At 58.2% G+C, this 25,534-nt stretch carries 28 protein-coding genes and 2 tRNA genes; 21 read left to right on the forward strand and 9 right to left on the reverse strand.

Annotated features, from left to right (window positions below):
- Nucleotides 1-47 precede the first annotated feature (47 nt).
- Genes B2X55_RS02265 through B2X55_RS02275 form a run of 3 tightly spaced genes read right to left on the reverse strand, consistent with a single transcriptional unit; the run spans nucleotide 48 to nucleotide 3,586 of the window.
- Complete coding sequence (locus B2X55_RS02265; RefSeq protein ID WP_286820715.1) at nucleotides 48-1,796, reverse strand: NADH-dependent [FeFe] hydrogenase, group A6; 1,749 nt, start codon at nucleotides 1,794-1,796, stop codon at nucleotides 48-50.
- A gap of 17 nt (nucleotides 1,797-1,813) precedes the next feature.
- Nucleotides 1,814-3,061, reverse strand: a complete 1,248-nt coding sequence (locus B2X55_RS02270; RefSeq protein ID WP_036374156.1) for a complex I 51 kDa subunit family protein — start codon at nucleotides 3,059-3,061, stop codon at nucleotides 1,814-1,816.
- Between the two features lie 18 nt (nucleotides 3,062-3,079).
- A complete protein-coding gene (locus B2X55_RS02275; RefSeq protein WP_286820716.1) occupies nucleotides 3,080-3,586 on the reverse strand; it encodes an NAD(P)H-dependent oxidoreductase subunit E in 507 nt (168 codons plus the stop codon).
- A 191-nt stretch (nucleotides 3,587-3,777) separates the two neighbouring features.
- Between B2X55_RS02275 and B2X55_RS02280 the strand changes: the two genes are divergently transcribed.
- The gene (locus tag B2X55_RS02280) at nucleotides 3,778-4,017 is read left to right on the forward strand and encodes a hypothetical protein (protein ID WP_005841398.1); all 240 of its coding nucleotides are present in this window, start codon (nucleotides 3,778-3,780) and stop codon (nucleotides 4,015-4,017) included.
- Nucleotides 4,018-4,134: 117 nt separating this feature from the next.
- On the forward strand, nucleotides 4,135-5,268 hold the full coding sequence (locus B2X55_RS02285) for a metallophosphoesterase (RefSeq protein ID WP_286820718.1): 1,134 nt from the start codon (nucleotides 4,135-4,137) through the stop codon (nucleotides 5,266-5,268).
- Between the two features lie 73 nt (nucleotides 5,269-5,341).
- Here the strand turns inward: B2X55_RS02285 and B2X55_RS02290 are convergent, their stop codons facing one another.
- Both B2X55_RS02290 and B2X55_RS02295 read right to left on the reverse strand, forming a co-directional pair.
- Entirely contained in the window at nucleotides 5,342-6,268 is a 927-nt protein-coding gene (locus B2X55_RS02290; protein ID WP_286820719.1) for an NgoMIV family type II restriction endonuclease, read from the reverse strand.
- On the reverse strand, nucleotides 6,219-7,196 hold the full coding sequence (locus tag B2X55_RS02295) for a DNA cytosine methyltransferase (protein WP_036374489.1): 978 nt from the start codon (nucleotides 7,194-7,196) through the stop codon (nucleotides 6,219-6,221). Before B2X55_RS02295 ends, B2X55_RS02290 begins: the two co-directional genes overlap by 50 nt.
- A gap of 158 nt (nucleotides 7,197-7,354) precedes the next feature.
- On the opposite strand from B2X55_RS02295, the gene B2X55_RS02300 reads away from it, so the two are divergent.
- Both B2X55_RS02300 and B2X55_RS02305 read left to right on the forward strand, forming a co-directional pair.
- Complete coding sequence (locus tag B2X55_RS02300; RefSeq protein ID WP_286820720.1) at nucleotides 7,355-7,867, forward strand: cysteine hydrolase family protein; 513 nt, start codon at nucleotides 7,355-7,357, stop codon at nucleotides 7,865-7,867.
- A gap of 51 nt (nucleotides 7,868-7,918) precedes the next feature.
- Entirely contained in the window at nucleotides 7,919-8,713 is a 795-nt protein-coding gene (locus B2X55_RS02305; RefSeq protein WP_286820722.1) for a gluconate 5-dehydrogenase, read from the forward strand.
- A gap of 3 nt (nucleotides 8,714-8,716) precedes the next feature.
- Here B2X55_RS02305 and B2X55_RS02310 read toward each other — a convergent pair whose 3' ends face one another.
- The gene (locus B2X55_RS02310) at nucleotides 8,717-9,145 is read right to left on the reverse strand and encodes an EamA family transporter (RefSeq protein ID WP_036374141.1); all 429 of its coding nucleotides are present in this window, start codon (nucleotides 9,143-9,145) and stop codon (nucleotides 8,717-8,719) included.
- Nucleotides 9,146-9,469: 324 nt separating this feature from the next.
- On the opposite strand from B2X55_RS02310, the gene B2X55_RS02315 reads away from it, so the two are divergent.
- The gene (locus tag B2X55_RS02315; RefSeq protein ID WP_286820724.1) at nucleotides 9,470-10,171 is read left to right on the forward strand and encodes a hypothetical protein; all 702 of its coding nucleotides are present in this window, start codon (nucleotides 9,470-9,472) and stop codon (nucleotides 10,169-10,171) included.
- Nucleotides 10,172-10,241: 70 nt separating this feature from the next.
- On the opposite strand, the gene B2X55_RS02320 is transcribed toward B2X55_RS02315, so the two are convergent.
- Entirely contained in the window at nucleotides 10,242-11,033 is a 792-nt protein-coding gene (locus B2X55_RS02320) for a sulfite exporter TauE/SafE family protein (protein WP_286820725.1), read from the reverse strand.
- Nucleotides 11,034-11,259: 226 nt separating this feature from the next.
- Between B2X55_RS02320 and uxaC the strand changes: the two genes are divergently transcribed.
- Complete coding sequence (gene uxaC, locus B2X55_RS02325; RefSeq protein WP_286820726.1) at nucleotides 11,260-12,648, forward strand: glucuronate isomerase; 1,389 nt, start codon at nucleotides 11,260-11,262, stop codon at nucleotides 12,646-12,648.
- Between the two features lie 76 nt (nucleotides 12,649-12,724).
- Here uxaC and B2X55_RS02330 read toward each other — a convergent pair.
- Together B2X55_RS02330 and B2X55_RS02335 are read right to left on the reverse strand one after the other, a co-directional pair.
- Nucleotides 12,725-12,815, reverse strand: a tRNA-Ser gene (locus B2X55_RS02330).
- A 3-nt stretch (nucleotides 12,816-12,818) separates the two neighbouring features.
- A tRNA-Ser gene (locus B2X55_RS02335) sits at nucleotides 12,819-12,907 on the reverse strand.
- Nucleotides 12,908-13,139: 232 nt separating this feature from the next.
- On the opposite strand from B2X55_RS02335, the gene murI reads away from it, so the two are divergent.
- From murI to B2X55_RS02410, 15 genes are all read left to right on the forward strand, one after another.
- Nucleotides 13,140-13,922: a glutamate racemase gene (gene murI, locus B2X55_RS02340; RefSeq protein ID WP_286820727.1), complete on the forward strand. Its 783-nt coding sequence runs from the start codon at nucleotides 13,140-13,142 to the stop codon at nucleotides 13,920-13,922.
- Between the two features lie 125 nt (nucleotides 13,923-14,047).
- Complete coding sequence (locus B2X55_RS02345; protein ID WP_051652131.1) at nucleotides 14,048-14,518, forward strand: acyl-CoA thioesterase; 471 nt, start codon at nucleotides 14,048-14,050, stop codon at nucleotides 14,516-14,518.
- A 53-nt stretch (nucleotides 14,519-14,571) separates the two neighbouring features.
- Complete coding sequence (locus B2X55_RS02350; protein WP_081828378.1) at nucleotides 14,572-15,123, forward strand: hypothetical protein; 552 nt, start codon at nucleotides 14,572-14,574, stop codon at nucleotides 15,121-15,123.
- 13 nt (nucleotides 15,124-15,136) lie between these two features.
- Nucleotides 15,137-15,802 (forward strand): F420-0--gamma-glutamyl ligase, encoded by a 666-nt coding sequence (locus B2X55_RS02355; RefSeq protein ID WP_036374127.1) that lies wholly within the window; start codon nucleotides 15,137-15,139, stop codon nucleotides 15,800-15,802.
- 102 nt (nucleotides 15,803-15,904) lie between these two features.
- A complete protein-coding gene (rph, locus tag B2X55_RS02360; RefSeq protein ID WP_286820729.1) occupies nucleotides 15,905-16,651 on the forward strand; it encodes a ribonuclease PH in 747 nt (248 codons plus the stop codon).
- A gap of 18 nt (nucleotides 16,652-16,669) precedes the next feature.
- A complete protein-coding gene (gene rdgB / locus B2X55_RS02365) occupies nucleotides 16,670-17,269 on the forward strand; it encodes an RdgB/HAM1 family non-canonical purine NTP pyrophosphatase (protein ID WP_286820730.1) in 600 nt (199 codons plus the stop codon).
- Nucleotides 17,266-17,757 (forward strand): metallophosphoesterase, encoded by a 492-nt coding sequence (locus B2X55_RS02370; RefSeq protein ID WP_286820731.1) that lies wholly within the window; start codon nucleotides 17,266-17,268, stop codon nucleotides 17,755-17,757. Before rdgB ends, B2X55_RS02370 begins: the two co-directional genes overlap by 4 nt.
- Nucleotides 17,758-18,047: 290 nt before the next feature.
- Nucleotides 18,048-18,890, forward strand: coding sequence for a fumarate hydratase (locus B2X55_RS02375; RefSeq protein WP_036374117.1), 843 nt, complete (start codon nucleotides 18,048-18,050; stop codon nucleotides 18,888-18,890).
- A 43-nt stretch (nucleotides 18,891-18,933) separates the two neighbouring features.
- A complete protein-coding gene (locus B2X55_RS02380) occupies nucleotides 18,934-19,500 on the forward strand; it encodes a Fe-S-containing hydro-lyase (RefSeq protein WP_036374114.1) in 567 nt (188 codons plus the stop codon).
- Nucleotides 19,501-19,580: 80 nt separating this feature from the next.
- On the forward strand, nucleotides 19,581-20,207 hold the full coding sequence (locus tag B2X55_RS02385) for a succinate dehydrogenase (RefSeq protein ID WP_036374111.1): 627 nt from the start codon (nucleotides 19,581-19,583) through the stop codon (nucleotides 20,205-20,207).
- A gap of 35 nt (nucleotides 20,208-20,242) precedes the next feature.
- Nucleotides 20,243-22,150, forward strand: a complete 1,908-nt coding sequence (sdhA, locus tag B2X55_RS02390) for a succinate dehydrogenase flavoprotein subunit (protein WP_036374108.1) — start codon at nucleotides 20,243-20,245, stop codon at nucleotides 22,148-22,150.
- An 18-nt stretch (nucleotides 22,151-22,168) separates the two neighbouring features.
- A complete protein-coding gene (sdhB, locus tag B2X55_RS02395; protein WP_005841427.1) occupies nucleotides 22,169-22,921 on the forward strand; it encodes a succinate dehydrogenase iron-sulfur subunit in 753 nt (250 codons plus the stop codon).
- Nucleotides 22,922-23,120: 199 nt separating this feature from the next.
- Nucleotides 23,121-23,615, forward strand: a complete 495-nt coding sequence (gene queF, locus B2X55_RS02400; protein WP_036374105.1) for a preQ(1) synthase — start codon at nucleotides 23,121-23,123, stop codon at nucleotides 23,613-23,615.
- Between the two features lie 29 nt (nucleotides 23,616-23,644).
- Nucleotides 23,645-24,469, forward strand: coding sequence for a pyridoxamine kinase (locus tag B2X55_RS02405; RefSeq protein WP_036374103.1), 825 nt, complete (start codon nucleotides 23,645-23,647; stop codon nucleotides 24,467-24,469).
- 32 nt (nucleotides 24,470-24,501) lie between these two features.
- Nucleotides 24,502-25,164, forward strand: coding sequence for a TatD family nuclease-associated radical SAM protein (locus B2X55_RS02410; protein WP_279182871.1), 663 nt, complete (start codon nucleotides 24,502-24,504; stop codon nucleotides 25,162-25,164).
- Nucleotides 25,165-25,534: the final 370 nt, after the last annotated feature.

Below are 25,534 nucleotides of genomic sequence, written 5' to 3' on the forward strand. Positions count from 1 at the left end.
TCTACCATACCACTGCGGCCCCTGTCTGTCAAGCGGATGGAAGCGCATCAGAATCGGTACTCTTTTGGCACGGCATTATAGCTCGTGTGCAGGAGTTCGTGTGCCTTGCCCTGGCCCGGTTCGCCGAGGAAGTCGCGGTAGAGTACCTGCAGCACGGGATTCTCGTGCGACTTGCGGACAGGCAGATTCCGGTCAATCTCGTAGAGTGCCTGCATGCGCTTCTTCTTGACGGCGTTCGTCGTGCCGACGGGCTGGCCGCCGCCGCCGATGCAGCCGCCGGGGCAGGCCATGACCTCGATGAAGTCATAGGGCGAGATGCCCTTGCGGACCTGCTCCATGAGAACCTCCGCGTTCTTGAGCGTGTGCGCGATCGCGATGTGCAGCGTATGGCCGCCAATCTCGAGCGTGCACTCCTTGATGCCCTGGAAGCCGCGCGCCTCCTGGAAGTCGAGATGCTCGAGCGTCTTGCCCGTCAGCTTGTCGCAGACCGTGCGCAGGGCGGCCTCCATGACGCCGCCCGTCGTGCCGAAAATCGCGCCGGCGCCCGAGGCCGTGCCGAGCGGGCTGTCGAAGTCCGTCTCAGGCAACTGGCCGAAGGAGAGGCCGACGTATTTGATGAGCTTGATGAGCTCGCGCGTTGTCAGCACGATGTCGACATCCTGTCGGCCCTCGCGGCCCATCTCCGGGCGCGCCGCCTCGAACTTCTTCGCCGTGCACGGCATGACGGACACCGTCACGATGTCCTTGGGGTCGATGCCGGCAGCTTTGGGGTAGTACGTCTTGGCGACGGCACCGAAGATGCTCATCGGCGATTTCGTCGAGGAGAGATGAGGCAGGCAATCACTGTAGTGCTTCTCGACGTAGCTGACCCAGCCCGGGCAGCACGAGGTCATCATCGGCAGGACGCCGCCGTGCTGCAGGCGGTCAAGGAACTCCGTGCCTTCCTCCATGATCGTGAGGTCGGCGCCGAAGTTCGTGTCGAAGACCTTGTCAAAACCGAGGAGGTGCAGCGCCGTGACCATCTGGCCTGTCACGATGGCACCGGGCTCCATGCCGAAGGCATCGCCGAGGGAGACGCGCACCGACGGCGCGACCTGCACGATGACATGCTTCTTCGGATTCTGCAGCGCGTCGAGCACCTTTTCCGTATCGTCTTTCTCGACGAGCGCGCCCGTCGGGCAGACGAGGCTGCACTGGCCGCAGAGGATGCAGTCCGTCGTCTCCATCGGCTTGTTGTAGGCCGTCGTGACGATGATGTCGCTGCTGCGCCCCGCATACGTCAGTGCCGCGATGCCCTGCACATCCTTGCAGGCGCGGATGCAGCGGCCGCAGCGGATGCACTTCGATGGGTCACGCACGATGGCCGGATTCGTCACGATGCGCGGCTCCTCCTTGCAGACCGACGGCAGCGAGGAATGCTGGATATTGAAGCGGCTGCAGAGGCGCTGCAGATCGCAGTTCTGGTTGCGCGGGCAGGAGAGGCAGTCCTTGTGGTGGTTGGCGAGCATGAGCTGCAGGATGGCGACCTGCGTGTCGCGTACAATCTGCGTGTCCGTGTGGACTTCCATGCCCTCCCAGACCTCTGTCGAACAGGCTGCGAGCAAGCGGCGCTTGCCGACTACCTCGACGGAGCAGAGGCGGCAGCGCGCCTTGATGCGCTGGTCCTCGTGGTAGCAGAGATGCGGGATATCGATGCCGAGCTCCTGCGCCGCCTGCATGATCTTCGTGCCCTTCGGCACGGCCAGCGGGATGTTGTTGATGGTCAGGTGGACCATCTCTTGTTCTTGATTCGTCATTTTTGCAGTCTCCGTACTCATGCGCGCGCTCCTCCAATATCAAAGAGATCCGGGAAAACCTTCATGGCCGACATCAGCGTGTTCTGTGCCGTCTCGCCGAGGCCGCAGAGCGAGGACATGCTCATGACGCGGGCAATCTTGATCATGATGGCGATGTCCTCGCGCGTGGCCGTCCCCGCGGCCATCTTGTCGAGGATGATCTTGATGTGGAGATTGCCCTCACGGCACGGCGTGCACTGGCCGCAGCTCTCCTCCCAGAAGAATTCCTGATTCATGCGCAGGAAGTCGAGCACGCTCGTGCGCTCGTCGATGACGAGCATGCCACCCGAGCCGACCATGACGCCGGCTGCGCGCAGATCCTCGTAGGTGTACGGCGTGTCGAGGATGGAAGCGTCCGCAATCTTGCCCGAGGCGCCGCCAAACTGGATCAGCTGGATCTTGCGATCGTGCTGGATGCCGCCGGCGAGGTCGTAGAGGATTTCGCGCACCGTCGTGCCGAACGGGATCTCAAAGACGCCCGGGCGGTTGACATTGCCCGCCACGCTGATGAGCTTCGTGCCAATCGACTCGCCGCTGCCGCAGGAGGCGTAGACGCCTGCATCGTCGAGCAAGAGGTGCGGCACGAGCGACAGCGTCTCGACATTGTTGAGGCAGGTCGGGCGGGCGAAGACGCCGCTGACCTTGATGAACGGCGGCTTCATGCGCGGCCGTCCCGCCTTGCCCTCAATCGAGCGGATCAGGGCGGTGCCCTCGCCGCAGACGTAGGCGCCGGCACCCGAGTAGAGGTGGATGTCGAAGTCAAAGCCGCGGCCGAGGATGTTCGTGCCGAGGAAGCCGTAGTTCTTCGCCTGGCGAATTGCGTTCAGGAGCAGCGGGCGGTAGCAGGCGTACTCCGCGCGCATGTAGATGAAGCCGTCCGAGGCGCCTACGACGTAGGCTGCGATGATCATGGCCTCGATGAGATTGAACGGGTCGTGGCAGATGAGCTCGCGGTCCTTGAAGGTCGTCGTTTCGCCCTCGTCGGCATTGCAGATGACGACCTTGCGTTCGCCGCGGACGGCGCGTGCCTGCGACCACTTGCGGCCGAGCGGGTACTCCGCGCCGCCGCGCCCCTTGATCTTGACCTTCGTCAAGAGGTCTGTGATTTTCTCCGGGTCCATCGTCACCGCCTTGCGCAGCGCCTCGAAGCCGCCGACATTCATGTAGGAACCGATCGACGAAGTGTCGTACTTGCCGAAGTTCTTGGTCAGAAAATGTACTTGCATGTGTTAACCTCCTCCAGCTCAGGGCAAAGAGCGCAACAGCGCTTCAATCTTTTCCTGCGTGTCGAGATGGTCGTAGACGTGCCCGTTGATGCGCACGGCCGGTGCGCGGTCGCAGGCGCCGATGCAGGTGACCTGCTCGAGCGTGAAACGGCCGTCGTACGTCGTCTCGCCGAGTTTGATGTCGAGCAGCTGCTCGAGCGTCGAGATCAGGCGGTGCGAATCGACGCGGTTGACGCGGCAGGCCGGCGAACAGCAGACCTGGATCGGATACTTCGCGCGCGGCACCGGCGAGAGCTCGCTGTAGAACTTCAGGCAGTCAAAGATATTCGTCACGCGCATCTTGAGGCGGTCCGCGATGTAGTAAGCCGTCGGCTCTGGCACATAGTGGCGCTCGTTTAGTGCCTGCACCTCGAGCAGGATGCCGACAATCTGCGTCGGGTCGCAGTCGTGGGATTCAAGCACTAGATCGATGCGCTCCTGCAGCTCACTCGGCAGAGGATATTCCTTCGTCAAGGCAGTAAGCATAGTAACCCTCCTAAAAGGCAAAAAGGTAGCATACCAATACACAGAGATAACATCCTCATTATAGCGTATTTTTATGCAAAAATAAATGGAAAGGTATCTTGGAAGTGTAGCCCGGCTTACAATTTTGTGGTATAATGTACTTGCCCGAAGGTGTCTTTGTAAATAAGACCAACATTGTGGGGGGATTGAATATGGCAATCAAGAACATTGAAATGGACCGTCGTGACAGTGCGAGCTATCGCAAGATGTTGAAACGAGGAGGTTTCCTTTCTGCAAGTTACTTGTCCGTCAGTGGCTTTGACGTCAATCAGCTCAAGAAACTGGCGAAACGCGGAGAGCTCGATGCCGTGCGCTGTGCAATCGGCAAATCCATCCGCTGGTACTACCGGGAACGGCAGGCCGAATCCGCTCACCTTCGTGGCTTGGCTTGAGCCAGGCCCGTGCCAGGAGGCACGCCAACCTCAGGCCAATTGAGGCAAAGACCGGTCATCCGGTCTATTTTTTTCTGCAAGATTTGCTTTTTGTTGTTACATTTAGGGGGGAATCCTTTGACCTGGTTCACACTCATCATGATCGTCATGGTCGTCTCCATTATCTTCGGCCTGCTCTTCACGACGCGCTACCTCTTCTCAGGCAGGGCTCTGTTTTGGGCCCGCATCACCATGCTGCTGTTCGACGTCATCGGCATGGGGTGGTTCCTCGGGCGCGCCATCCTCTATCACCTCATATCGGGGCCGAGCCTCATCATTGAGACGGTCATCGTCGGCTTCATGACGCAGCTGATCTGCACAGCCTTTGTGCTTGTTGCAGTCATCATCCGTTTCTTCTGGCGCCGCATGATGGCTGTACCAGTCGACGAGAGCCGCCGGCGCCTTCTGCGTCATGCCGCCGTTTATCCCGCTGTGGCCGCTGGCCTGAGCATTTACGGTGGCTTCTGGGAGCGGACGGCCACCGTCGAGCGCGCTTATACGATACCCGTCAAGGGACTCGGCGCGGGGGAGGGGTACCGCCTCGCGCAGATCAGCGACGTCCATCTCGGCAGTTTCTTTTCCGTCGCCGAACTCGATTCCCTGCTGCGCCGCATTGCCGCCCAAAAGCCCGATATGCTCACCGTCACCGGCGACCTCTTTGACGACGTGACGCAGAACGAAGAAGCTGCCAGGATTCTCAATCGATACGCCGATGCATTTCCCGACGGCATCTGGTTTGCGTTCGGCAATCACGAGCACTTCCGCGGCATCGATACCATCCGCAAGTATCTAGCCAAAACGCGCATCAACGTCCTCATCAATGAGAGCCGCAAAGTGCCCGGCAAGAACCTCTACATGCTCGGCGTCGACTACCCGATGGACCGTTCCCATTTCGAGGCACAGCGCAAGAATTACATGCAACAGGCCATCAAGAATCTGCCCGAAAATGTCCCCTCTATCCTGCTCGCCCATCACCCCGAATGCATCGACGACGGAGCCGCCCATAGCATCGCCCTGACCCTGACTGGTCACACCCACGGCAGCCAGTTCGGCATCCTCGGCCAGCCGCTCTTCCCCGTCTTCAAATACACCCGCGGCCTCGTCAAACTCGGCGATTCCTACGGCTACGTCCACAGCGGCAACGGCAGCTGGTTCCCTTTCCGCCTCGGCTGCCCACCAGAGATCGCGTACTTTACCTTGACAAATGCATAAGAAAGTACAAGAAAGCGAGCATCCTGTGAGTGGGGATGCTCGCTTTTATTGGGCTGTACCTATATGTTTACCATTAAACGCCTAGGTCAAGCGGCAAATCGGAAATGTCTTTGAGGCGCTTTCCTTCAATCAGGGTTTGAAGGAGTTGTTGGGTATCTTCTGCAGCTGGTGTCTCGGCGGCTAATTCATTGACGGTATCGACGAGCTCGTAGAGTGCGAAGTGGTAGAGACAGTCGATGTCACCAGTACCGAGCGCTAAGGAGGCAAGGCGGGATGGTGTTGGCTCGCCCGTGACGACGACGATATGAGGAAGGCTGCCCTTGCGATTGCGGATAAGATTCAAGGCTTCGGTACGACTGTTTTGGGCACGGTCGCTTCGCATCGTCCATTTTGCGGATACGGAGGCATGCAAGATTGGCTTGCCTCCATTTATTTTACGGATGGCGGCAGACTTTGCTGTATGGTCATCGACAATAGCTTCTGATGTATTGAGCTCTTCGTCTGTATAGAGATCACGATAGACAATGATGTCCGGTGCTACCATGTAATCGTTGCCGAGAGCGGCAGATAAATGAGAATCTCTCTTGACTAGTGCGTTGAGATAGGCCAGGTGCTCGTACTGTGCAAAGTCTGAGGTCTTGATGGCGTTCTTATTGCCGAGTTTCAGGATATGCCAGTTGCCTGGACGGATATGTTGCAGTTTTGGAAAGGTTGAACGCAAGAATTCCATAGTCTTCTCTTCAAAGATGCTGCCGCTTGTCTGCCCCTGGGCCTTCTGGCGTTTCATATAGGTTGTAGGTTGTTCCTGGGCAATGTCCGCGTGCAGGGTAACTTCCTGCAAGATTCTCTGGTGGATTCCTTGTGCGAGTTGTACGGATAGCTTGTTGCTCCGGTCTGCGTTGGACGGTATGCCACCTGCATCGACAGAAAGAATTGTGTCCAAGAGTTGCTTATGAAATATACTCCTCTCGTGTGAGAGTAAAACCTTGCTTACTGGCATAGAGGGCCTCCTTTATCTTTTCTCCTACTGCCTTTGCGACAGGGGGTGGGAATGCATTGCCAATCATGCGACAAGCACGTGTTTTAGTCTTGCCGAATACCCATGTATCGGGAAAACCCTGGATACGGGCAATCATGCGCGGAGTCAGCCGTGGCATGCCGGTAAATTCAGGATCAGGTGCCTTGTCCGCGATGCTCTTGCCTTCGACCTGCATCTCTGCCCAGGCACGACGGGCACGTGTAGGCCCCAGGTCCGGACCGCCATGCTTCTTGGAACCTCCGACGATGGTAGGTGCAATCTTGTCTGCCTGTTTTGCCCATTTCCTGGCACCTTTCCAGCCAGCTTCTGCCATGAGGTCTTGCAGGAGCGCGCCGACTGTCGGTGTCTGTTCAGGATGAGGCGCTGGATATGAAAATGTGAAACGGCCTGGCTCGTCATTGCGGATGCCGACAATGACAACCCGCGGCCGCAATTGTGAGACGCCGTAGTCGGACGCTTGCAGGAGCTTGATCTGCACGTCGTATCCCATGTGGGCGATGGAACGCAGTATGTATTCGCGGTATTCGCGGAATGACGGGTCAAGGAATCCACGTACGTTCTCCAGCATGATGGCTCGGGGCTCAATCTCGCGGACGAGACGCAGCGCCTCTGGGAAGAGGTCGCGCTCATCATCAGCGCCGAGTTGCTTGCCTGCAACAGAAAAAGGCGGACAAGGGACGCCGCCAGCGAACAGGTCGACGCCGTGATATGGCTTGCCGTCAAAATCATGGACATCTGCGCAGATTATAGGCCACTCTGGTCGATTCTCTTTTAAGATATCGCAGTATTCTTTTTCGTATTCTACTAATGCTACATGTACAAATCCCGCCATCGCCAGCCCGAGGGCCTGCCCGCCGGCACCTGCACAAATCTCGACACAAGTCAGCATAGTTACTCCTTTTGGTTCGTTCGTTGTCTATTCCTTCATTATATCATAAGATAGGCCTATGCGATATAAACGGCATTCAATCTGCAACTTGGCGTTGTCAAGACAGTTGCCTTGTGCGATAATGAAGAAAAAGTTGATTTTTGAAAGGATCGGTCGTTATGCGCAAGGTAATTGTCGTGATTGATATGCAGAATGACTTCATCGATGGAGCACTGGGCACGAAGGAGGCGCAGGTGATGCTGCCGCGGCTGGTGGAGAAGCTGGAGCGGGAGGAGGCGCTGCTGGTGTTCACGCAGGACACGCACGGTGCGGATTACCTTGAGACGCAGGAGGGGAAGAACCTGCCGGTGCCGCACTGCATCAAGCCGGAGAAGGGCTGGGAGATTGCACCGTCGCTGAAGCCTTTTGTGGAGAAGGCGGCGGCTGTTGTGGAGAAGCCGACCTTTGGCTCGCTAGAGCTGCCGAAGGTCATCGCGGGGCTGGAGCCGGATGCGATTGAGCTTGTGGGGCTCTGCACGGACATCTGTGTGATCGCGGATGCGATGATCCTCAAGGCGGCGTTCCCGGAGGTGCCTGTCTCTGTCGATGCGTCGTGCTGTGCTGGCGTGACGCCGCAGAGCCATGAGAATGCGCTGCAGGCGATGAAGATGTGCCAGGTCACTGTCCGCTGATTTGCGGAATGATGGCTGAATGGGTGAGTGAGATGGAGAGGAGCGGCTATGATGTTTGATGTCACGAAACAATTCTCGTTGACGGGTAAGGTCGCACTGGTGACAGGTGGTGCGTACGGTATCGGCTATGCGATTGCGAAGGCATATGCTGATGCGGGCGCGAAGATCGCGTTCAACTGCCGCAGTCAAGAGCACATGGACAAGGCACTGGCGGATTACAAGAAGGACGGCATTGAGGCGCATGGATATCTCTGTGATGTCACGGACGAGACTTCGGTGCGCGAGATGGTTGCCGATATCGAAAAGACGCTCGGCACCATCGACATTCTTGTGAACAATGCAGGCATCATCAAGCGCACGCCGATGCTCGAGATGGAGACGGCGGATTTCCGCCAGGTCATTGACATCGATCTGACGGCGCCGTTCATCGTCTCGAAGGCTGTGCTGCCCGGCATGCTGCGCAAGGGGCATGGCAAGATTATCAATGTCTGCTCGATGCTCAGCGAAGTGGGGCGCGAGACGGTGGCGGCGTACACAGCGGCGAAAGGCGGTCTCAAGATGCTGACGAAGAACATCGCTTCGGAGTTCGGCGACCGGAACATCCAGTGCAACGGCATTGGGCCAGGCTATATCGCGACGCCACAGACGGCGCCGCTGCGCACGCCAGGCCATCCCTTCAATGCGTTCATCCTATCAAAAACACCGGCGCACCGCTGGGGCACGCCGGAAGATCTCATGGGCCCTGCCGTGTTCCTGGCATCGGACGCCTCTGATTTTGTCAATGGCCACATCCTTTACGTGGACGGCGGCATTCTCGCCTATCTGGGACGCAATCCCCAGGGCTGATGCTCACCAGATGGCCAGGATGAGCCCTCCTGCTGCAATCATCGCGATGGCGCAGGCGTGGACGAGGCTGACTTTCTCACCGAACAGGATGACGGCCAGGATGACGGCAAAGACGACGCTGAGCTTGTCGATCGGTGCGACCTTGGAGACGGGCCCGTACTTGAGCGCGAGGAAGTAGAAGAGCCACGAGGTCGCGCCGGCGATACCGCTCAGGGCGACGAAGAGCAGGCCCTTCTTGTCCTGCAGCACCTCTGCCATGTGCGAGAAGTTTCCCTGCACGAAGACGACACCGATCAGGAACACTGCCATGATGACGGCGCGCACGGCTGTCGCGACGTTGCTGTCGATGCCCTGCAGGCCGACCTTGCCGAAGATGGAGACGAATGCCGCGCTGACGGCGGAGAGCAGTGCGTAGAAAAGCCATGGTTCCATGTCAATCATCCTTTCTTGTCTTGAAAATTATTATCTAAAAAATATGATTCTTATATGAATTATGATACAGTATCTGCCTGCAGATGGCAAGAGCAATTGTCGCCTGCCAAACGACCTCTGAGCGTCCCTCCTGTGTTAGACTGAGGTCAGTCTGATACAGAAGGCCATCGGGCATGGCAAGGTGGAGCTGATGGCGGCGGATTTTGGCCTGCCACGGTATGGGATCGGCGAGCATCTATGACGGCGCAAACTTCACATGTTTTTTGACACGATCCGGGCATCACTCTCTGCTATGATGGAGATGCGCAGAGAGGAGAGGATAATATGACAATCAAGGATTTCTTTTTTAAAGGCAAGAAGGGCACTGGCTCGAAGAAGCAGAAGAAGAGCATCAAGCCGACGGTCGAGGAGTTTGAGGCGCTGGGGCCCAACCCGTCGCCGAAGGCGGTGATGAAGCTGTTCTCGCGCTCGTACCGCATCCTGAACGATGTGGAGCTGCAGAATGCGGACTACCCGGCGATGATGTTCGCGGAGTTCGACGATGGTGCGCAGACGCCGGATGAGCTGCCGGGCGCGGTAGGCGAGTTTGGCCGCTGCGCGGACAACCCCATCCCGGTCAACGGGCCGACGGGGCAGGTCACGTATCTGTCGCGGCTGCTGACGGCGGACACGGAGAGCCGCATGGCGTTCCACCGCCTCGGCTCGACAACGTCTCATGTGCTCGACGCGATGGTGGACATCTTCGAGCTCGTCAGCGTCGACGGCACGCGTTACGACCGCCTATATCTCGACATGTATCACTTGGGCCAGTCACAGAAGGCGCCGGAAGGCTACCGCCTCATCGGCGAGCTTACCGGCATCACCGGCACGAGCATCGGCAGCAGCCGTGACTTCCCGCTGCACATCGGGCAGGACGCCTTCGAGTACGCCTGCTCCATCTTTGGTGCACCGGTCGTATCGTCGACGCTCAAGGATATGGATCTCGAGAAGGCGCGCGGCCTGGTCAAAGCTATGGGGAAAGGGTAAATCGATAAGCAAAAAGGAAGTGCCGATGAGCACTTCCTTTCTTGTGTATATGGGTGTAGGATTGTGGAACTCAGTGGGCGCTGCCGAGGAGGATCAGGCGGATGCCGAGCGCGAACATGGCGAGCGAGAGCAGCATGAGGATGACTTTCGACTTTGTCTTCTTGGAGAGTTTGGCGCCGATCTGGGCGCCGATGGCGGCGCCGATGGAGATGCAGATGGCGGGAATCCAGATGATGTGGTCGAGCATGAAGTGGCTGACGACGCCGAAGGCGGAGGAGCAGGTCAGCACGAAGTGGCTCGTGGCCGTCGCGACGTGGACGGGGAAGCCGAGCAAGTAGATCATCAGCGGTACGTGGATGACGCCACCGCCGATGCCGAAGATGCTCGAGATGAAGCCGACGCCGAGGCTGGCGATGATGCCGAGCGTGCGGTTGTACTGGAAGTCTTCCGACACATCCATGGCGTTGGAGACGGGCTTATGGGTGGAGTTCCAGTACATGATGACGGACATCAGCAGCAGGAATATGCCGAAGTAGAGGTCAAGCATCGTCGTGCTGAACTTGTTGACGATCCACGAGCCGAGCACGGCGCCGGGGAGCGTGGCGATGGCGAACGGGATGGCGGCGCTGAAGAGCACACGCTTCTGGCGGATGTAGGCAAGCGTGCCGCTCATGGCGTTGGCCATGACGACGACGAGCGAGGTGCCCGCAATCTGGGCCGCCGTGTGGAAGTAGGGGTAGACGCCGCCGTCCGACAGGAACAGGATGAAGATCGGCACGCAGATGAGGCCGCCGCCGATGCCGACGAGCGTGCCGAATGTGCCGACACCGATGCCGAGCAGCAGGAACAAGAGGATATCCATGTGGGAAAAAGACCTTCTTTCTTTGTGGTGAAGTGATGCTGATGCCATTATACCATAGAATGGGATGGGAGGTCGGACGAAAACGGTATGGTGGTTATAGCTGTGCGGTATGCAAATTTTTGTTCGACTTTTCTGTCCACTCAGCAGGGATTTTTCGGGCAAAGCGCGAATTATTCTAGCAAGATTACGATATAGGAAAGCGAGGCTGGCTATTATGAAACGTTTTATGGATGAAGATTTTCTCTTGCACTCGGAATTTGCGGAAGACCTGTATCACGAATACGCCGAGAAGCTGCCGATCCTCGACTACCACACGCACATCCCCGTGCGGGACATTGCGGAGAACCGCGTCTACCACAATCTGACGGAGGTGCTCGTCGACAATCCCGTCGCACGGCGGCTCATGCGCGCCAATGGGGTCAAGGAGCGCTTCATCACGGGCGGCGAGGCACCGGCGCGCGAGCGCTTCCAGTACTTCGCGGAGTCGCTCGCACGGGCGGCGGGCAATCCGCTCTACACGTGGGTCCATCTCGTGCTCAAGCGCGTCTTTGACTGCCACTACGTGCTCAGCGGAGAGACGGCAGACGATGTCTGGTCGGTCTGCTCGGAGAAGTTCGCAGATGGCACGATGACAGTGCGCTCGCTCCTGGAGCAGGGCAATGTCGAGGCGGTCTTCACGGCTGACCATCCGGAGGACAACCTCAAGTGGCACCGCCAGATCAGGGAACAGGGATTCCCTGTGAAGGTGCTGCCGGTATTCCATCCCGATGCGGCGCTCGACATTGCCAATCCGGAGTGGGGCAATTACATGCTCTACGACCTCGGCCAGACGGCGGGCGTCGAGATCTCGACGATGACGGAGGTGCGCGAGGCGCTCGCGAAGCGCATCGCCTACTTTGACAGCATGGGCTGCCGCACGGCTGACCACGCCTTCCCGCGCATTGTCTACCGTGAGGCGGAGGAGTACGAGCTCGATGACATCGTCGGCCGCGTCATCAACAGCAAGGGGGCGCCGACGCAGGAAGAAGTCGAGAAGTACCAGACGGCTGTCCTGCGCTTCCTCGGCAAGAAGTACGCGGAGCGCGGCTGGGTCATGCAGCTCCACTACGGCATCCTGCGCGATACGAACAGCAAGATGGCGGCAGGGCTCGGCAGCGGTGCGGGCTTTGACTGCATCAGTGCGAGCAGCGACGGCGAGGGCCTCGCGGCGCTCCTTGACCTGCTTTCGCGCGAAGAGGCATTGCCGAAGACCGTCGTGAGCTCGATGAACCCGTCGGACCAAGTCGTCATCGGCTCAATCCTCGGCGCCTTCCAGACGGAGGATGCGGGCCATCTGCAGCTCGGCCCGTCGTGGTGGATCAACCAGACGCCGCTCGGCATCCGCGCGCAGCTCGGCTACATGGCGAGCCTCGGCATCATCGGCACGGCCATCGGCTTCTCGACGGATGCGCGCAGCGCCCTGTTCTGGCCGCGCCACGAGTACTACCGCCGCATTCTCTGCGATGTGCTCGCCTCGCTCGTCGAGGAGGGGCTCTATCCGTCCGACAAGGACGCGCTGGGCCGCCTGATCCGTGATGTCTGCTACGAGAACACCAAGAAGTACTTTGGCATCTGATGCATACACGCAGGATGCCCCGGGCCTATCCGACATAGAAAAAGGACTGCCATCTGGCAGTCCTTATTTTTCTTCGTGGCGGAGTGGAGAGGATTCGAACCTCCGCACCGGTTACCCAGTCTAACGATTTAGCAAACCGTCCTCTTCAGCCTCTTGAGTACCACTCCATATGGCGGAGAGGGTGGGATTCGAACCCACGGTGCATTGCTGCATCACCGGTTTTCAAGACCGGCTCCTTAAACCACTCGGACACCTCTCCATATACAGTAAGCCTATTATAGCAAAAACAGCACAAGTCTGTCAACTCGAAGCGGGCTGTCCGCCATTGCAGTACGAAACTAGACCTGCTATAATGAACTGAGGCATAAAAAAGACCCGCCTTCTAGTTGGACGCTGTAGGCGGGTTTTTAGATAAACCTACTATAGAGGGCTGCCGCTAGGCGGTGCCACCTTATTTATCTTTATTATAATCGATTCGGGGGCTGTTGGCAATGAAAATTGCGTTTTTTGATTCGGGCATTGGCGGGCTTTCGGTGTTGCATCACGCGATGCGCGTATTGCCAAATGAGCAGTTCGTCTTTTACGCGGATGAGGACAATGTGCCATATGGTGTCAAGACGAGGGAAGAGGTCATGGGCTTTGTTCAGCAGGCGTTCGACTTTCTCGTCGGCTGCGATGTCAAGGCAATTGTTGTCGCCTGCAATACGGCGACGTCGGTGGCTGTCCGCGAGATGCGTCACCGCTATGATATCCCGATCATCGGCATGGAGCCGGCGGCCAAGAAGGCGCTGGACCTCGACGGCGAGCACCGCGTGCTCGTGGCGGCGACGCCAATCACAGTGCACGGCAAGAAGATGCAGATTCTCATCGATCGCTTCGACAAAGACCATCTCGTCGACCTGCTGCCGCTGCCGCGCCTCGTGGAGTTCGCGGAGCGCGAGGAGTTCCGCTCGGGGGCGGTCCGTGCGTACCTTGAGCAGGAGCTCGGCCGCTTCCCGCTTGCGGATTACTCGGCGCTCGTGCTCGGCTGCACGCATTTCAACTACTTCAAGGACACGATGCGCGAGATCATGCCGGAGAACATGCACTTCGTCGACGGCAATGAGGGAACGGTGCGCGAGCTCATGCGCCAGCTCGATGCGCGCCACGGGCTCGAGAACCTGCCCCAGACGGTCGACTACTATTACTCCGGCCGCCGTGTCGAGGATGCGGCAGAGCTTGCGCGCATCGCGCGCTACATGGAGCGGCTCAACCTCGTCTACGAGATTCACTGAATTCACTGGATTTAGCGGAATGGGCAATATTCCTCTGAAAATCTTGACTTTCCCACTCTTTTGTTCTAGGCTATAGAATGTGTTTGTAAAGGAAATCACAAAGTCGATTTGGAGGAGGGGTTCTCTTGCCCATCATTACCGAGCATCATGTGAATTTTTACGATACGGATGCGATGGCTGTCGTGCATCATTCCAATTATATCCGCTGGTTCGAGACGGGACGCGTGGCATATCTGCGCAAGTACGGCATCACGCTGGGGGAGATGATGGAGGACGGCTATGTCTTCCCGATTACGGAAGTGCGGGCCAAGTATGTGTCGCCGGGCCGCTTTGACGACGACATCTGCATCGAGACGCGCCCGAAGGCACTGACCAAAGCGAAGATGGCCTTCCAGTACCGCGTCTTCAACAAGGCGACGGGCGAGCTCATGGTCACGGGCTTCACGCAGAACGTCTTCACGCATCGCGAGAGCGGCAAGATCACGCGCCTGCCGGAGAAGTACTACGCAAAGCTCCAGCAGGCCATGGCTGACGAGGCCGACTGGCAGGAAATGCAGGCAAAAGAGGCACAAGGAACTGCATCGCGCCGGAAATGAGCCGGTCATCACTTTGTTTTATTTTTGGATAGAAAGAATCAGGAGGAATCAACGTGACGGTATTATATGCAATCATTGCCCTGATCGTCGCTGCGGTCATCGTGGCGAAGTTGTATCTCTGCATCGCAGGCAAGGAGAAGATTGTCGTCAAGACGGATGCGCCTTTCGTGGTGGAATCGCAGACGGACGACGCAATCGTGATCTCGAAAAAACTGACGTTTGTCAATGAAGGCAAGCAGTGCGCCACCATCATGGACGCACTCGTGCGCCCGCAGCTGCCGTATGAGCAGTACGATGGCATCGAGGCACGTGGCAAGGCGGAGCGCGAGGGTGAACCGCGCGAGGACGATTACTTCGAGGCCGTGCTGATCCAGAAGCTCGGCGACCCGAACCACGAGGACAAGCTCAACATTTTCGCGAAGGTCAAGCTGACGCCGCGCAAGGGCATGACGCTCAAGGAAGCGCTCTCGCACATGGTCGACCTGCCGCTCGATGTCATCTGGATGGAGACGGGCCGCACGCCGTGGCATTACACGAAGGTCCGTCTGACGCTCTCCGCTGAGGAGATCGCCAAGCTCGCCGGTGTGGAACTCGTGAAGGACTGAGGGAGGAATTATCATGGCAGAAGCAAAACTCGATTTGATCCCGGTCCCGACGCGCATCCTGACCGAGAAAGACGATATTGTCGACAGCATTGAACGCTATACGAAGGGCAAGATCGGCCCGGATGACCTGCTCTGCACGGCAGAGAGTGTCGTCGCCATCACGCAGGGCCGCTTCGTGCGCCCGGAAGACCTCAAGATCACGCGTGTGGCGCAGTTCTGCTGCCGCTTCATTCCGGACTACGGCAGCCTGGCATCGCCGCACGGCATGCAGTCCTTGATGGACGTCGAGGGCAAGTGGCGTGTGGCCTTTGCGCTGTTTGCTGGCTTCCTCGGCAAGCTCGTCGGCCAGAGCGGCCTCTTCTACAAGTGGGGCGGTGAGCAGACGGCACTCATCGATGATGTAACGGGCACGATGCCGCCGTTCGACAAGTGCATCGTCTACGGCCCGAAGGACCCGAATGAGGTCGTCAAGAAGATCCAGCAGCGTCTCGGCTGCTTCGGTGCGATGATCGCGGATGTCAACGACCTCAAGCGCTCCCGCGTCGTCGGCGTGACGGACAAGGTCGATGGCCAGATGGCAGCGAAGCTGCTCATCGACAACCCGTTCGGCAATGCGAGCCAGAAGACGCCGATCTGCATCATCAAGAACTACAGACAGTATCAGGAGTCGCAGAAATAAAGACCGCTGCCCGGCAGCGGGAGAGGTGTTGTACCGCGAAAACTCGAGGTAGGCACCTCTTTTTTGTTCCAGTGCAAGATGTGAAAGAGAGGAAGGTTCATCATGACAAGAACGGATCGGCGCATGGCAGACGCCCTGCGCCCGTATGAGATGCATCGTCATTTCCAGAAATATCCGGCAGGCTCGGTGCTCATCGAGATGGGCAACACGAAGGTCATCTGCGCGGCCTCCATCGAGGACCGCGTGCCGTTTTTCCTTCGCGGTACAGGCGAGGGCTGGATCGCGGCGGAGTACTCGCTCTTGCCGAGTGCCACGGAGACGCGCACGCAGCGCGAGGCCGTGCGCGGCAAGCAGTCTGGGCGCACGCAGGAAATCGAACGACTGATTGGCAGGAGCCTGCGCTCCGTCGTCGACACGAAGGCACTCGGCGAGCGCACGATCATGATTGACTGCGATGTCATCCAGGCGGACGGCGGCACGCGCACGGCCTCCATCACGGGCGCTTTTGTTGCGCTCGTCGAGGCGTGCGCTTCGTTCTACGAGAAGGGCAAGATCTTCCCCGTCAAGGACTTCCTCTCGGCCATCAGCGTCGGCGTCAGCCACGAGGGTGAGCCGATACTCGACCTCTGCTACGAGGAGGACTCGCGGGCCATCGTCGATATGAATGTCGTCATGACGGGCGCAGGGCGCTTTGTCGAGGTGCAGGGCACGGGCGAGGGCCGTCCGTTCACGCACGAGGAGCTCGGCGCACTCTTGGCGCTCGGTGAGAAGGGCTGCCGGGAGCTCATCTCGTATCAGAAGGATGTGCTCGGCGGCGAGCTCGTCTGGCTCGTCGGCCGGGAAGGCTGATTCAAAGAGGGTGAGAAGATGAAGAAGATCGTGATTGCAACGAAGAACAAGGGCAAGGTCCGCGAGATGCGTGAGGCACTCTCGCATCTGCCCGTTGAGGTCGTCTCTCTGGCGGAGTTCGGCGCGCTGCCCGATGCCGTGGAGGACGGCAAGACGTTTGCCGAGAACGCGCGCATCAAGGCGGCGTTCTACCGGCAGCAGACGGGCTGCGCCTGCCTCGCCGACGACTCTGGCCTGGAGGTCGAGGTGCTCGGCGGAATGCCTGGCATCTTCTCGGCGCGCTTCGCCGGCTTCCATGCTGACGATGCGACGAACAACGAGAAATTGCTCGCAGAGCTAAGGAAGGCCGGTGTTGAGTCGTCGCCGGCTGACTACCGCTGCGCGCTCGTCTTTGTCGATGAAGACGGCACGAGCCTTGTGACGGAGGGTCGCTGCGACGGCACGGTCCGCATGGTGGCAAAGGGGGAGAACGGATTCGGTTACGACCCGTACTTCTACACCGAAGACTACCCCGGCCGCACGATGGCCGAGATCAGCTTTGAGGAGAAGGACGCGATCAGTCACCGCGGCAAGGCACTGCGCGCGATGGTCGAGGAGTTGGAGGAGCGCTTGAGATGAAGATCGGTATCGTAAGTGACAGCCATGGCTCGACGCGTGCCATCGACCGGATGCTTTCCCATCCGGCGGCAGAGGGCGTGACGCTCTGGCTCCATGCGGGCGACATCACGCCGGATGCAGAGTATCTGGCCATGGTGACGGAAGGGAAGGCTAAGGTCCGCTATGTTGCGGGCAACAGCGACTGGCCGGAGCCCGGTGCCCGCTACGACGACGTCGTGGAGGCGGCCGGCCACCGCATCTTCCTGACGCATGGCCACATGTACGGCGTGCGCTTCACGACGAAGATGCTCTGCGATGCAGCCGGCGAATCGGGCTGTGACATCGCCGTCTACGGCCACACGCATGTCGCAGAGATCTCGACGGGGCACATCACTGTGCTCAATCCGGGCAGTGTCGCGCGCCCGCGCGATGCGATGCAGGGTTCCTTCCTCGTCATGGAGCTCGAGCAGGGCAAAGCCCCAGCCTGCCATCTGATCCGCCTTGCATGATTTTTTTGCAACATCATCATGCATGGAGTAAATAATTCCATAATCCTATCGATAATTGTTCCCGAAATAAAATTTTTCTTGCGCGAAAGAAGGATTTTAAAGGCGAATCACTAATATAAAATTTGAGTGACAAGCATCACATTGTGGCTGATCGCAGAGAGGCAAAAAAGTGAACTCGATTCGCTTTTTTCAAGGGTTCGCGGGCTTTCAGAAATGCTTGAAAGCCGCTATAAAATGTGTTATGATGAACCACAGATGTGTGATAAGTTGTATTTATGGGAGGGATCACTTTGCGAGAACTCGACGCAAAACAAATCACGGAAACCGTTGCACAGCTGTGCAAGGAGGCGGCTTATTACCTGCCGAAAGATGTCTATGAGGGCCTCAAGAAGGGCCGCGAGACGGAGAAGTCCCCAGTCGGCCAGGCTGTACTCGACCAGATCATCAAGAATGCGGAAATCGCACGCGATGAGGATCGCCCGTACTGCCAGGATACCGGCATGACGATCGTCTTCCTCGAGGTAGGCCAGGACCTCCACATCGTCGGCGGTGACCTCGAAGAGGCAGTCAACGACGGTATCGCCAAGGGCTACACGGAAGGCTACCTGAGAAAATCGGTCGTTGCAGAGCCAATCTTCAACCGCGTCAACACCCAGAACAACACGCCGGGCGTCATCTACACGAAGATCGTTCCGGGCGACAAGCTCAAGATCACGGTTGAGCCGAAGGGCTTCGGTTCCGAGAACAAGGGCGGCATCAAGATGCTCGTACCGGCTGACGGCCTTGAGGGCGTCAAGAAGGCTGTCATGGAGATCATCCTGCATGCCAGCATGAACCCGTGCCCGCCGATGGTCGTCGGCATCGGCATCGGCGGCACGATGGACCGCGCCGCTGTCATGAGCAAGATTGCCCTGACGCGTTCGATCGACTCGCATAACCCGATGCCAGAATATGCGAAACTCGAAGACGATCTCCTTGAGCTCATCAATGAAACGGGTATTGGACCGCAGCTCGGCGGCACGACGTCCTGCCTCGGTGTCAACATCGAGTGGGGCCCGACGCACATCGCCGGCCTGCCGGTCGCTGTGACGATCTGCTGCCATGCATGCCGTCATGCAAAGCGCGTTCTTTGATCTGTCGAAAGACTGAGCAAAACTATCAGGAGGAGAGATAATCATGGCAGAACCTATTCGCATCCATACCCCGTTCACGGAAGAAGATTCCCACAAGCTCAAGATCGGCGACAGCGTTCTCATCACGGGCGAGATCTACGCTGCACGCGATGCTGCGCACAAGAAGATGTGCGAGGCACTCGCTAAAGGCGAGAAGCTGCCGATCGACTGGCACAACAAGATGGTCTATTACCTCGGACCGACTCCGGCAAAACCGGGTGATCCGATCGGCTCCTGCGGCCCGACGACTTCTGGCCGCATGGATGCCTATACGCCGACGATGCTCGAGCAGGGCATCAAGGGCATGATCGGCAAGGGCTCCCGTTCGAAGGAAGTCGTCGATTCCATGAAGAAGAACGGCGTTACGTATTTCGCTGCTGTCGGCGGTGCCGCAGCGCTCATCGCGAAGTCCGTCAAGAAGTACGAAGTTCTCGCTTACCCAGAACTCGGCCCGGAGGCACTTGCCCGCCTGACCGTTGAGGATTTCCCAGCTATTGTTGTCATCGACTGCGAAGGCAATAACCTTTACGATGTCAACCAGGAGAAGTATCGTACCCTGAAGGGTTACTGATAACGAGAGAAGATGGGAAGCTTTTGGGAGGCTCGCTTGAAGGCTTCCTTTCTTTTTCAAGAATCAACAGGAGGTATAGAATGTTCCATACAACTTTTTATCTGCGCCGTCTGCACTCGTTAGTCGGCCTGCTGGCAATCGGCATTTTCCTCTTCGAGCATATCATCACGAATGCTCGTGCACTCGGCGGTGCTGAGTCCCTCAACGGTGCTCTGGCCATGATGGAGCTCATCCCGCATCCGATTTTCCTCGGCCTGGAGATCTTCGGTGTCGCACTGCCGATCCTCTTCCATGCCATCTACGGCATCTACATCGCCCTTCAGGCGAAGAACAACCCGGGCCGCTATGGCTACGTCCGCAACTGGCAGTTCGCATTGCAGCGCTGGACGGCATGGTTCCTCGTCATCTTCCTCATCTGGCATGTATTCTACCTGCGCATCTTCACGAAGGCCATCAACGGCACGCCGATCTCGTATGAGCTGCTGCATACGCTCTTCACGAGCAGCCCGATCACGACGCTGCTCTACACGATCGGCATGTTCGCAGCTATCTTCCATTTCTGCAATGGTATCACGACTTTCTGCATGACCTGGGGCATCGCCAAGGGCCCGCGCATCCAGAACGTCATCAACGTTCTCTCGATGTGCCTCTGCGCATTCCTCTGCCTTGTCACGATTGCGTTCATGGCAAGCTACTTTGTCATGTAAGACCCGATACGCTGTGTAAGAAAAGGAGAATATAAATGGCTAAGAAACCAGAAAATAAGATTATTGTCGTAGGCGGCGGCCTCTCGGGCCTCATGGCTACGCTGAAGATCTGCGAAGGCGGCGGCAAGGTTGACCTCTTCTCTTACTGCCCGGTCAAGCGTTCCCACTCCCTCTGTGCTCAGGGCGGCATCAACGCCTGCATGGACACGAAGGGTGAGCATGACTCGATCTACGAGCATTTCGATGATACGGTCTACGGCGGCGACTTCCTCGCTGACCAGCTCGCTGTCAAGGGCATGGTCGAAGCTGCACCGAAGCTCATCAAGATGTTCGACCGTATGGGCGTGCCGTTCACGCGCACGGCTGAAGGTGTTCTCGACCTCCGTAACTTCGGCGGCCAGAAGAACAAGCGCACGGTCTTCGCTGGCTCCACGACGGGCCAGCAGCTCCTCTACGCTCTCGACGAGCAGGTTCGCCGTTGGGAAGTAAAGGGCGGCGTCAAGAAGTATGAGTTCTGGGAATTCATCAAGATCATCAAGAACAAAGAGGGCATCTGCCGCGGTATCGTCGCGCAGAACATGAACTCCAACGAGATCGTCTCGTTCCCGGCTGACGTTGTCATCCTCGCAACGGGCGGCCCTGGCCAGGTATACGGCCGCTGCACGGCTTCGACGATCTGCAACGGTTCGGCTGTTTCCGCTGTTTACCAGCAGGGCGCTGAACTCGGCAACCCGGAGTTCCTCCAGATCCATCCGACAGCTATCCCGGGTTCCGACAAGAACCGCCTGATGTCCGAGGCTTGCCGCGGTGAGGGCGGCCGCGTCTGGGTTTACCGCAAGAACCCGCAGACGGGCGAAAAAGAGCGCTGGTACTTCCTCGAGGATATGTACCCGGCATACGGCAACCTCGTACCGCGTGACGTTGCATCGCGTGCCATCTACAAGGTCGTCGTCCACATGGGCCTCGGCATGCACAACCCGAACCGCGTCTACCTCGACCTCTCGCACATCCCGGCTGATTACCTCGAGCGCAAGCTCGGCGGCATCCTCGAGATGTACAGCGACTTCATGGGCCAGGATCCGCGCAAGGTCCCGATGGAGATCTTCCCGTCGATCCACTACTCGATGGGCGGCATCTGGGTCGATCGCGAGCATCACACGAACATCCCGGGCCTCCTCGCTTCCGGCGAGTGCGATTACCAGTACCACGGCGCAAACCGCCTCGGTGCAAACTCGCTGCTCTCGGCAACGTATTCGGGCACGATTTCTGGCCCAGAGTCCCTGCGCCTCGCACGCAGCGGCAAGCTCGGCTCTGCCCTGACGGCAGAAGAGCTCGAGGCTGCCCGCCAGGAGTGCGTCGCAGAGTTCGACAAGATCCGCAACATGAACGGCACGGAGAATGCGCATAAGCTCCATCACGAGCTCGGCGACATCATGTACAAGTACGTCTCCATCGAGCGCGACAACAACGGCCTCAAAGAATGCGTCAAGGAGCTCAAGGAAATCCTTAAGCGCTGGGACAACATCGGCGTTACGGACCACGGCACTTGGGCAAACCAGGAAGCGATGTTCGTCCGCCAGCTGCGCAACATGATCATCTATGCGATGGCCATCACGCAGTCCGCTCTGCAGCGTGACGAGAGCCGCGGTGCTCATGCGAAGATCGTCCTGAAGTCCGATTACGATAAGATGGACGACCAGCTCAAGGAAGCCCTCACGAAGAAGTACGGCAAGTTCCACTTCGACGCTGAGACGGGCCGTGGCACGACGGATGACGGCAACGACGACCTCGTATTCTTCGAGCGCAACGATAAGAAGTTCATGCGCACGACCATCGTTACCTTCGACCAGGAGAAGGAAGAGCCGGTCGTTTCCTACCGTGAATTCGAGCACTCTCTCATCAAGCCGCGTCTGCGCAACTATGCCGTAGCTAAGAAAGAGTAAGAGGGAGGACAAATAGAAATGGCAGAACAGAAAAAAGTCAGAATCATCGTCGAGCGCCAGGACGGTCCGAAAGAGAAGCCGTACAACCAGGAGTTCGAGATCGACTATCGTCCGGGCCTCAACATCGTTGCTGCCCTGATGGAAATCCAGAAGAACCCGGTAACGGTCGACGGCAAGAAAGTCCCGCCAGTGACGTGGGAATGCAACTGCCTCGAGAAGGTCTGCGGCGCCTGCATGATGGTCATCAACGGCAAGGCTCGTCAGGCTTGCTGCACGCTCGTTGATACGCTCAAGCAGCCGATCCACCTGCAGCCGGCCCGCACGTTCCCGGTCATCCGCGACCTGCTCATCGACCGCTCCGTCATGTTCGAGAGCCTCAAGCGCATCCACGGCTGGGTCGAAGTCGACGGCACGTGGGAGGTCAAGGATGCTCCGATCCAGAACCCGTACACGGCACAGACGGCCTACGAGATCTCGCACTGCATGACCTGCGGCTGCTGCCTCGAGGCCTGCCCGAACGTCGGCCCGCAGTCCGACTTCATCGGACCGGCTCCGACGGTACAGGCTTACCTCTTCAACCTCCATCCGCTCGGAAAGTTCGACGCTCCGAAGCGCCTGAACGCACTGATGGAGAAGGGCGGCATCACGAGCTGCGGCAACAGCCAGAACTGTGTCGAAGCTTGCCCGAAGAACATCAAGCTGACGACGTATCTCGCACAGCTCAACCGCGATGTCAACAAGCAGGCATTGAAGAATATCTTCAATCACTGAGCCTGATAAGACTGAGCAACGAGAGCCCCGCATCACGATCCTCGGATTGGGTGCGGGGCTCTTTGTATGCTCGGTGTACGCTCGGCGTATGCTCGGTGTGACGAGCATGCTTGATTATTTTTTTAGGATTCGCTATGATAGGAGTTATAGATTCAGACGTTACTGATTACGATTCAATGGATATATGGAGGGACGCTCATTGTCACGCGATAAATCCCAGGAGGACATCACGCTCCTCGGCAAGAAAAATGTCAAATACCACTACGATTATTGTCCGGAGATCCTCGAGACGTTCGAGAACCGTCATCCGGACAATGATTACTGGGTCAAGTTCAACTGCCCGGAGTTCACGGCGCTCTGCCCCATCACGGGCCAGCCGGACTACGCGACCATCTATATCTCGTACATCCCGGGCCGCCGGATGGTCGAGAGCAAGTCGCTGAAGCTCTACCTCGTGAGTTTCCGCAACCACGGCGATTTCCACGAGGACGTCGTCAATGTCATCATGAAGGACCTCATCCGCCTCATGGATCCGAAGTACATCGAGGTCTGGGGCAAGTTCCTGCCGCGCGGCGGCATCTCGATTGACCCGTACGCCAACTATGGCCGTCCGGATACGAAGTACGAGCGGCTGGCGGAGCACCGCTTCATGGAGCACGACCTCGTCGCCATGGATAAGGTCGACAACCGCTGAAACAGGCAGGGGAGGACGCAGATAGAGAAATGAAACGACAAAAGCGAATTGCGCTCGTCAACGACATCACTGGCTTCGGGCGCTGTTCTGTCACGGTGGAACTGCCGCTCATATCGGCCATGAAGATACAGGCCTGTCCCTTGCCGACAGCCATCCTCTCGGTCCACACGGGCTTTCCCGACCATTACCTCGACGATTACACGGAGCGCATGGCGCCGTACATCGCGAGCTGGGAGAAGAATGGGCTCGCATTCGACGGCATCTGCACGGGCTTCCTGGGGTCGGCCGAGCAGATAGCCATCGTGCTCGACTTCATCCGGCGCTTCAAGGGGGCGGGGACGCGCGTCATGGTCGACCCTGTCATGGGCGACTACGGCAAGCTCTACCCGTCGTACACGCAGGAGATGTGCGACAAGATGCGCAGCCTGCTCGGCGTAGCGGACCTCGTCACGCCGAACCTCACAGAGGCCTGCCAGCTGCTCGACATCCCGTATCCCACGGACGGGATTGTCACGGACGATGAGCTTTGCGAGATGGCAGAGGCCCTGGCGGCGCGCGGACCGAAGCAGGTCGTCATCACGGGGCTCCACGAGGGTGACACCATCAAGAACTTCCTCTATGAGGAGGGCAAAATCGCCATCGTGCGCGCGCCGAAGATTGGCGGCGACCGCAGCGGCAGCGGCGATGCCTTCGCTGCCATCGTCGCGGCGAGCCTGATCCGCGGCGAGGAGCTGGAGGCAGCCGTCCAGAAGGCCGCTTCCTTCATCAGCCGCTGTCTCGCCTATGCGCTGGAGCTCGACTTGCCATGGAATTACGGCCTGCCGTTTGAGGAATACCTGACCGAGCTTCGCTGAGGCGTTTTCTTTTGTTTTTGGGAGGGATTTCCATGATTGTCTATGCAACGCATGCCGGCGGCAAGTACCTGCCGCTCGATGAATCCTTGCGCGTGCAGCCGAAAGGCAAGCGCAACCTTTACGTCAACATCACGAACCACTGCAACTGCGCCTGCACGTTCTGCTTGCGCACGATGAAGCACATGGCCGAGCAGTCCTCGCTGTGGTTCAAGGGCAAGGAGCCGACGGTCGAGGAGGTCAAGGCCGCACTTGATACAGTTCCCTGGGATTACATCAAGGAGGTCGTCTTCTGCGGCTTCGGCGAGCCGACGATGCGCCTTGATGTGCTCTTAGAGCTCCTGCGCTACGTCAAGCAGCATCATCCGGAACTGCCGACGCGTCTCAACACGAACGGCCTCGGCGAATTGGAGAACGGCCGCGAGTTTGCTTCGGAATTCCAAGGCATCCTCGACACAGTCTCCATCAGCCTCAACGCGTCGAACGCTGAGCGCTACTTCGAGCTCACGCGCGCGAAGTTCGGCGTCCAGTCGTACGACGCGATGCTGACCTTTGCGCAGCACTGCAAGCCCTACGTGCCGAATGTCGTTCTGACGATCGTCGACCACGTCGAGGGGCCGGAGGAGATCGAGAAGTGCCGGAAGATCTGCGAGGAACGCGGCCTGACGCTGCGCGTGCGCCCGTATGAAGATTCTTGAGGCGTCGTTACGATCTTGAGTACCTGAGCAGATATCCTGGCAATACAACCGAATCGGCACAACAAAAGCGGCTTACATTTCTCTCGTAAATGTAAGCCGCTTTATACGTAGTTAACCATAAATAATGTGATCCTTCTTCAATATTCTGTTGTCATCTAGCAAATTTCCCTCGCGAACAGGAACTTTGCAAATATCTCATCATGCTCAGCTGAAACAGTTGTGATCTCAAAATCACGTTGTGCACATCTGGTTCATCTTGGTCCGTTACCGATAACATAGGAGATACCGACTACTTCTCGATGGATTCTCGATGATTTACCGTTACCCAGGGTTGCGTTCCTTCAATCCAGTTACTGACGTTGCGCTCCAG

Origin of the sequence: Mitsuokella sp. UBA4253 (genome assembly GCF_002395285.1) — a bacterium.
Taxonomy (GTDB): domain Bacteria; phylum Bacillota; class Negativicutes; order Selenomonadales; family Selenomonadaceae; genus Mitsuokella; species Mitsuokella jalaludinii.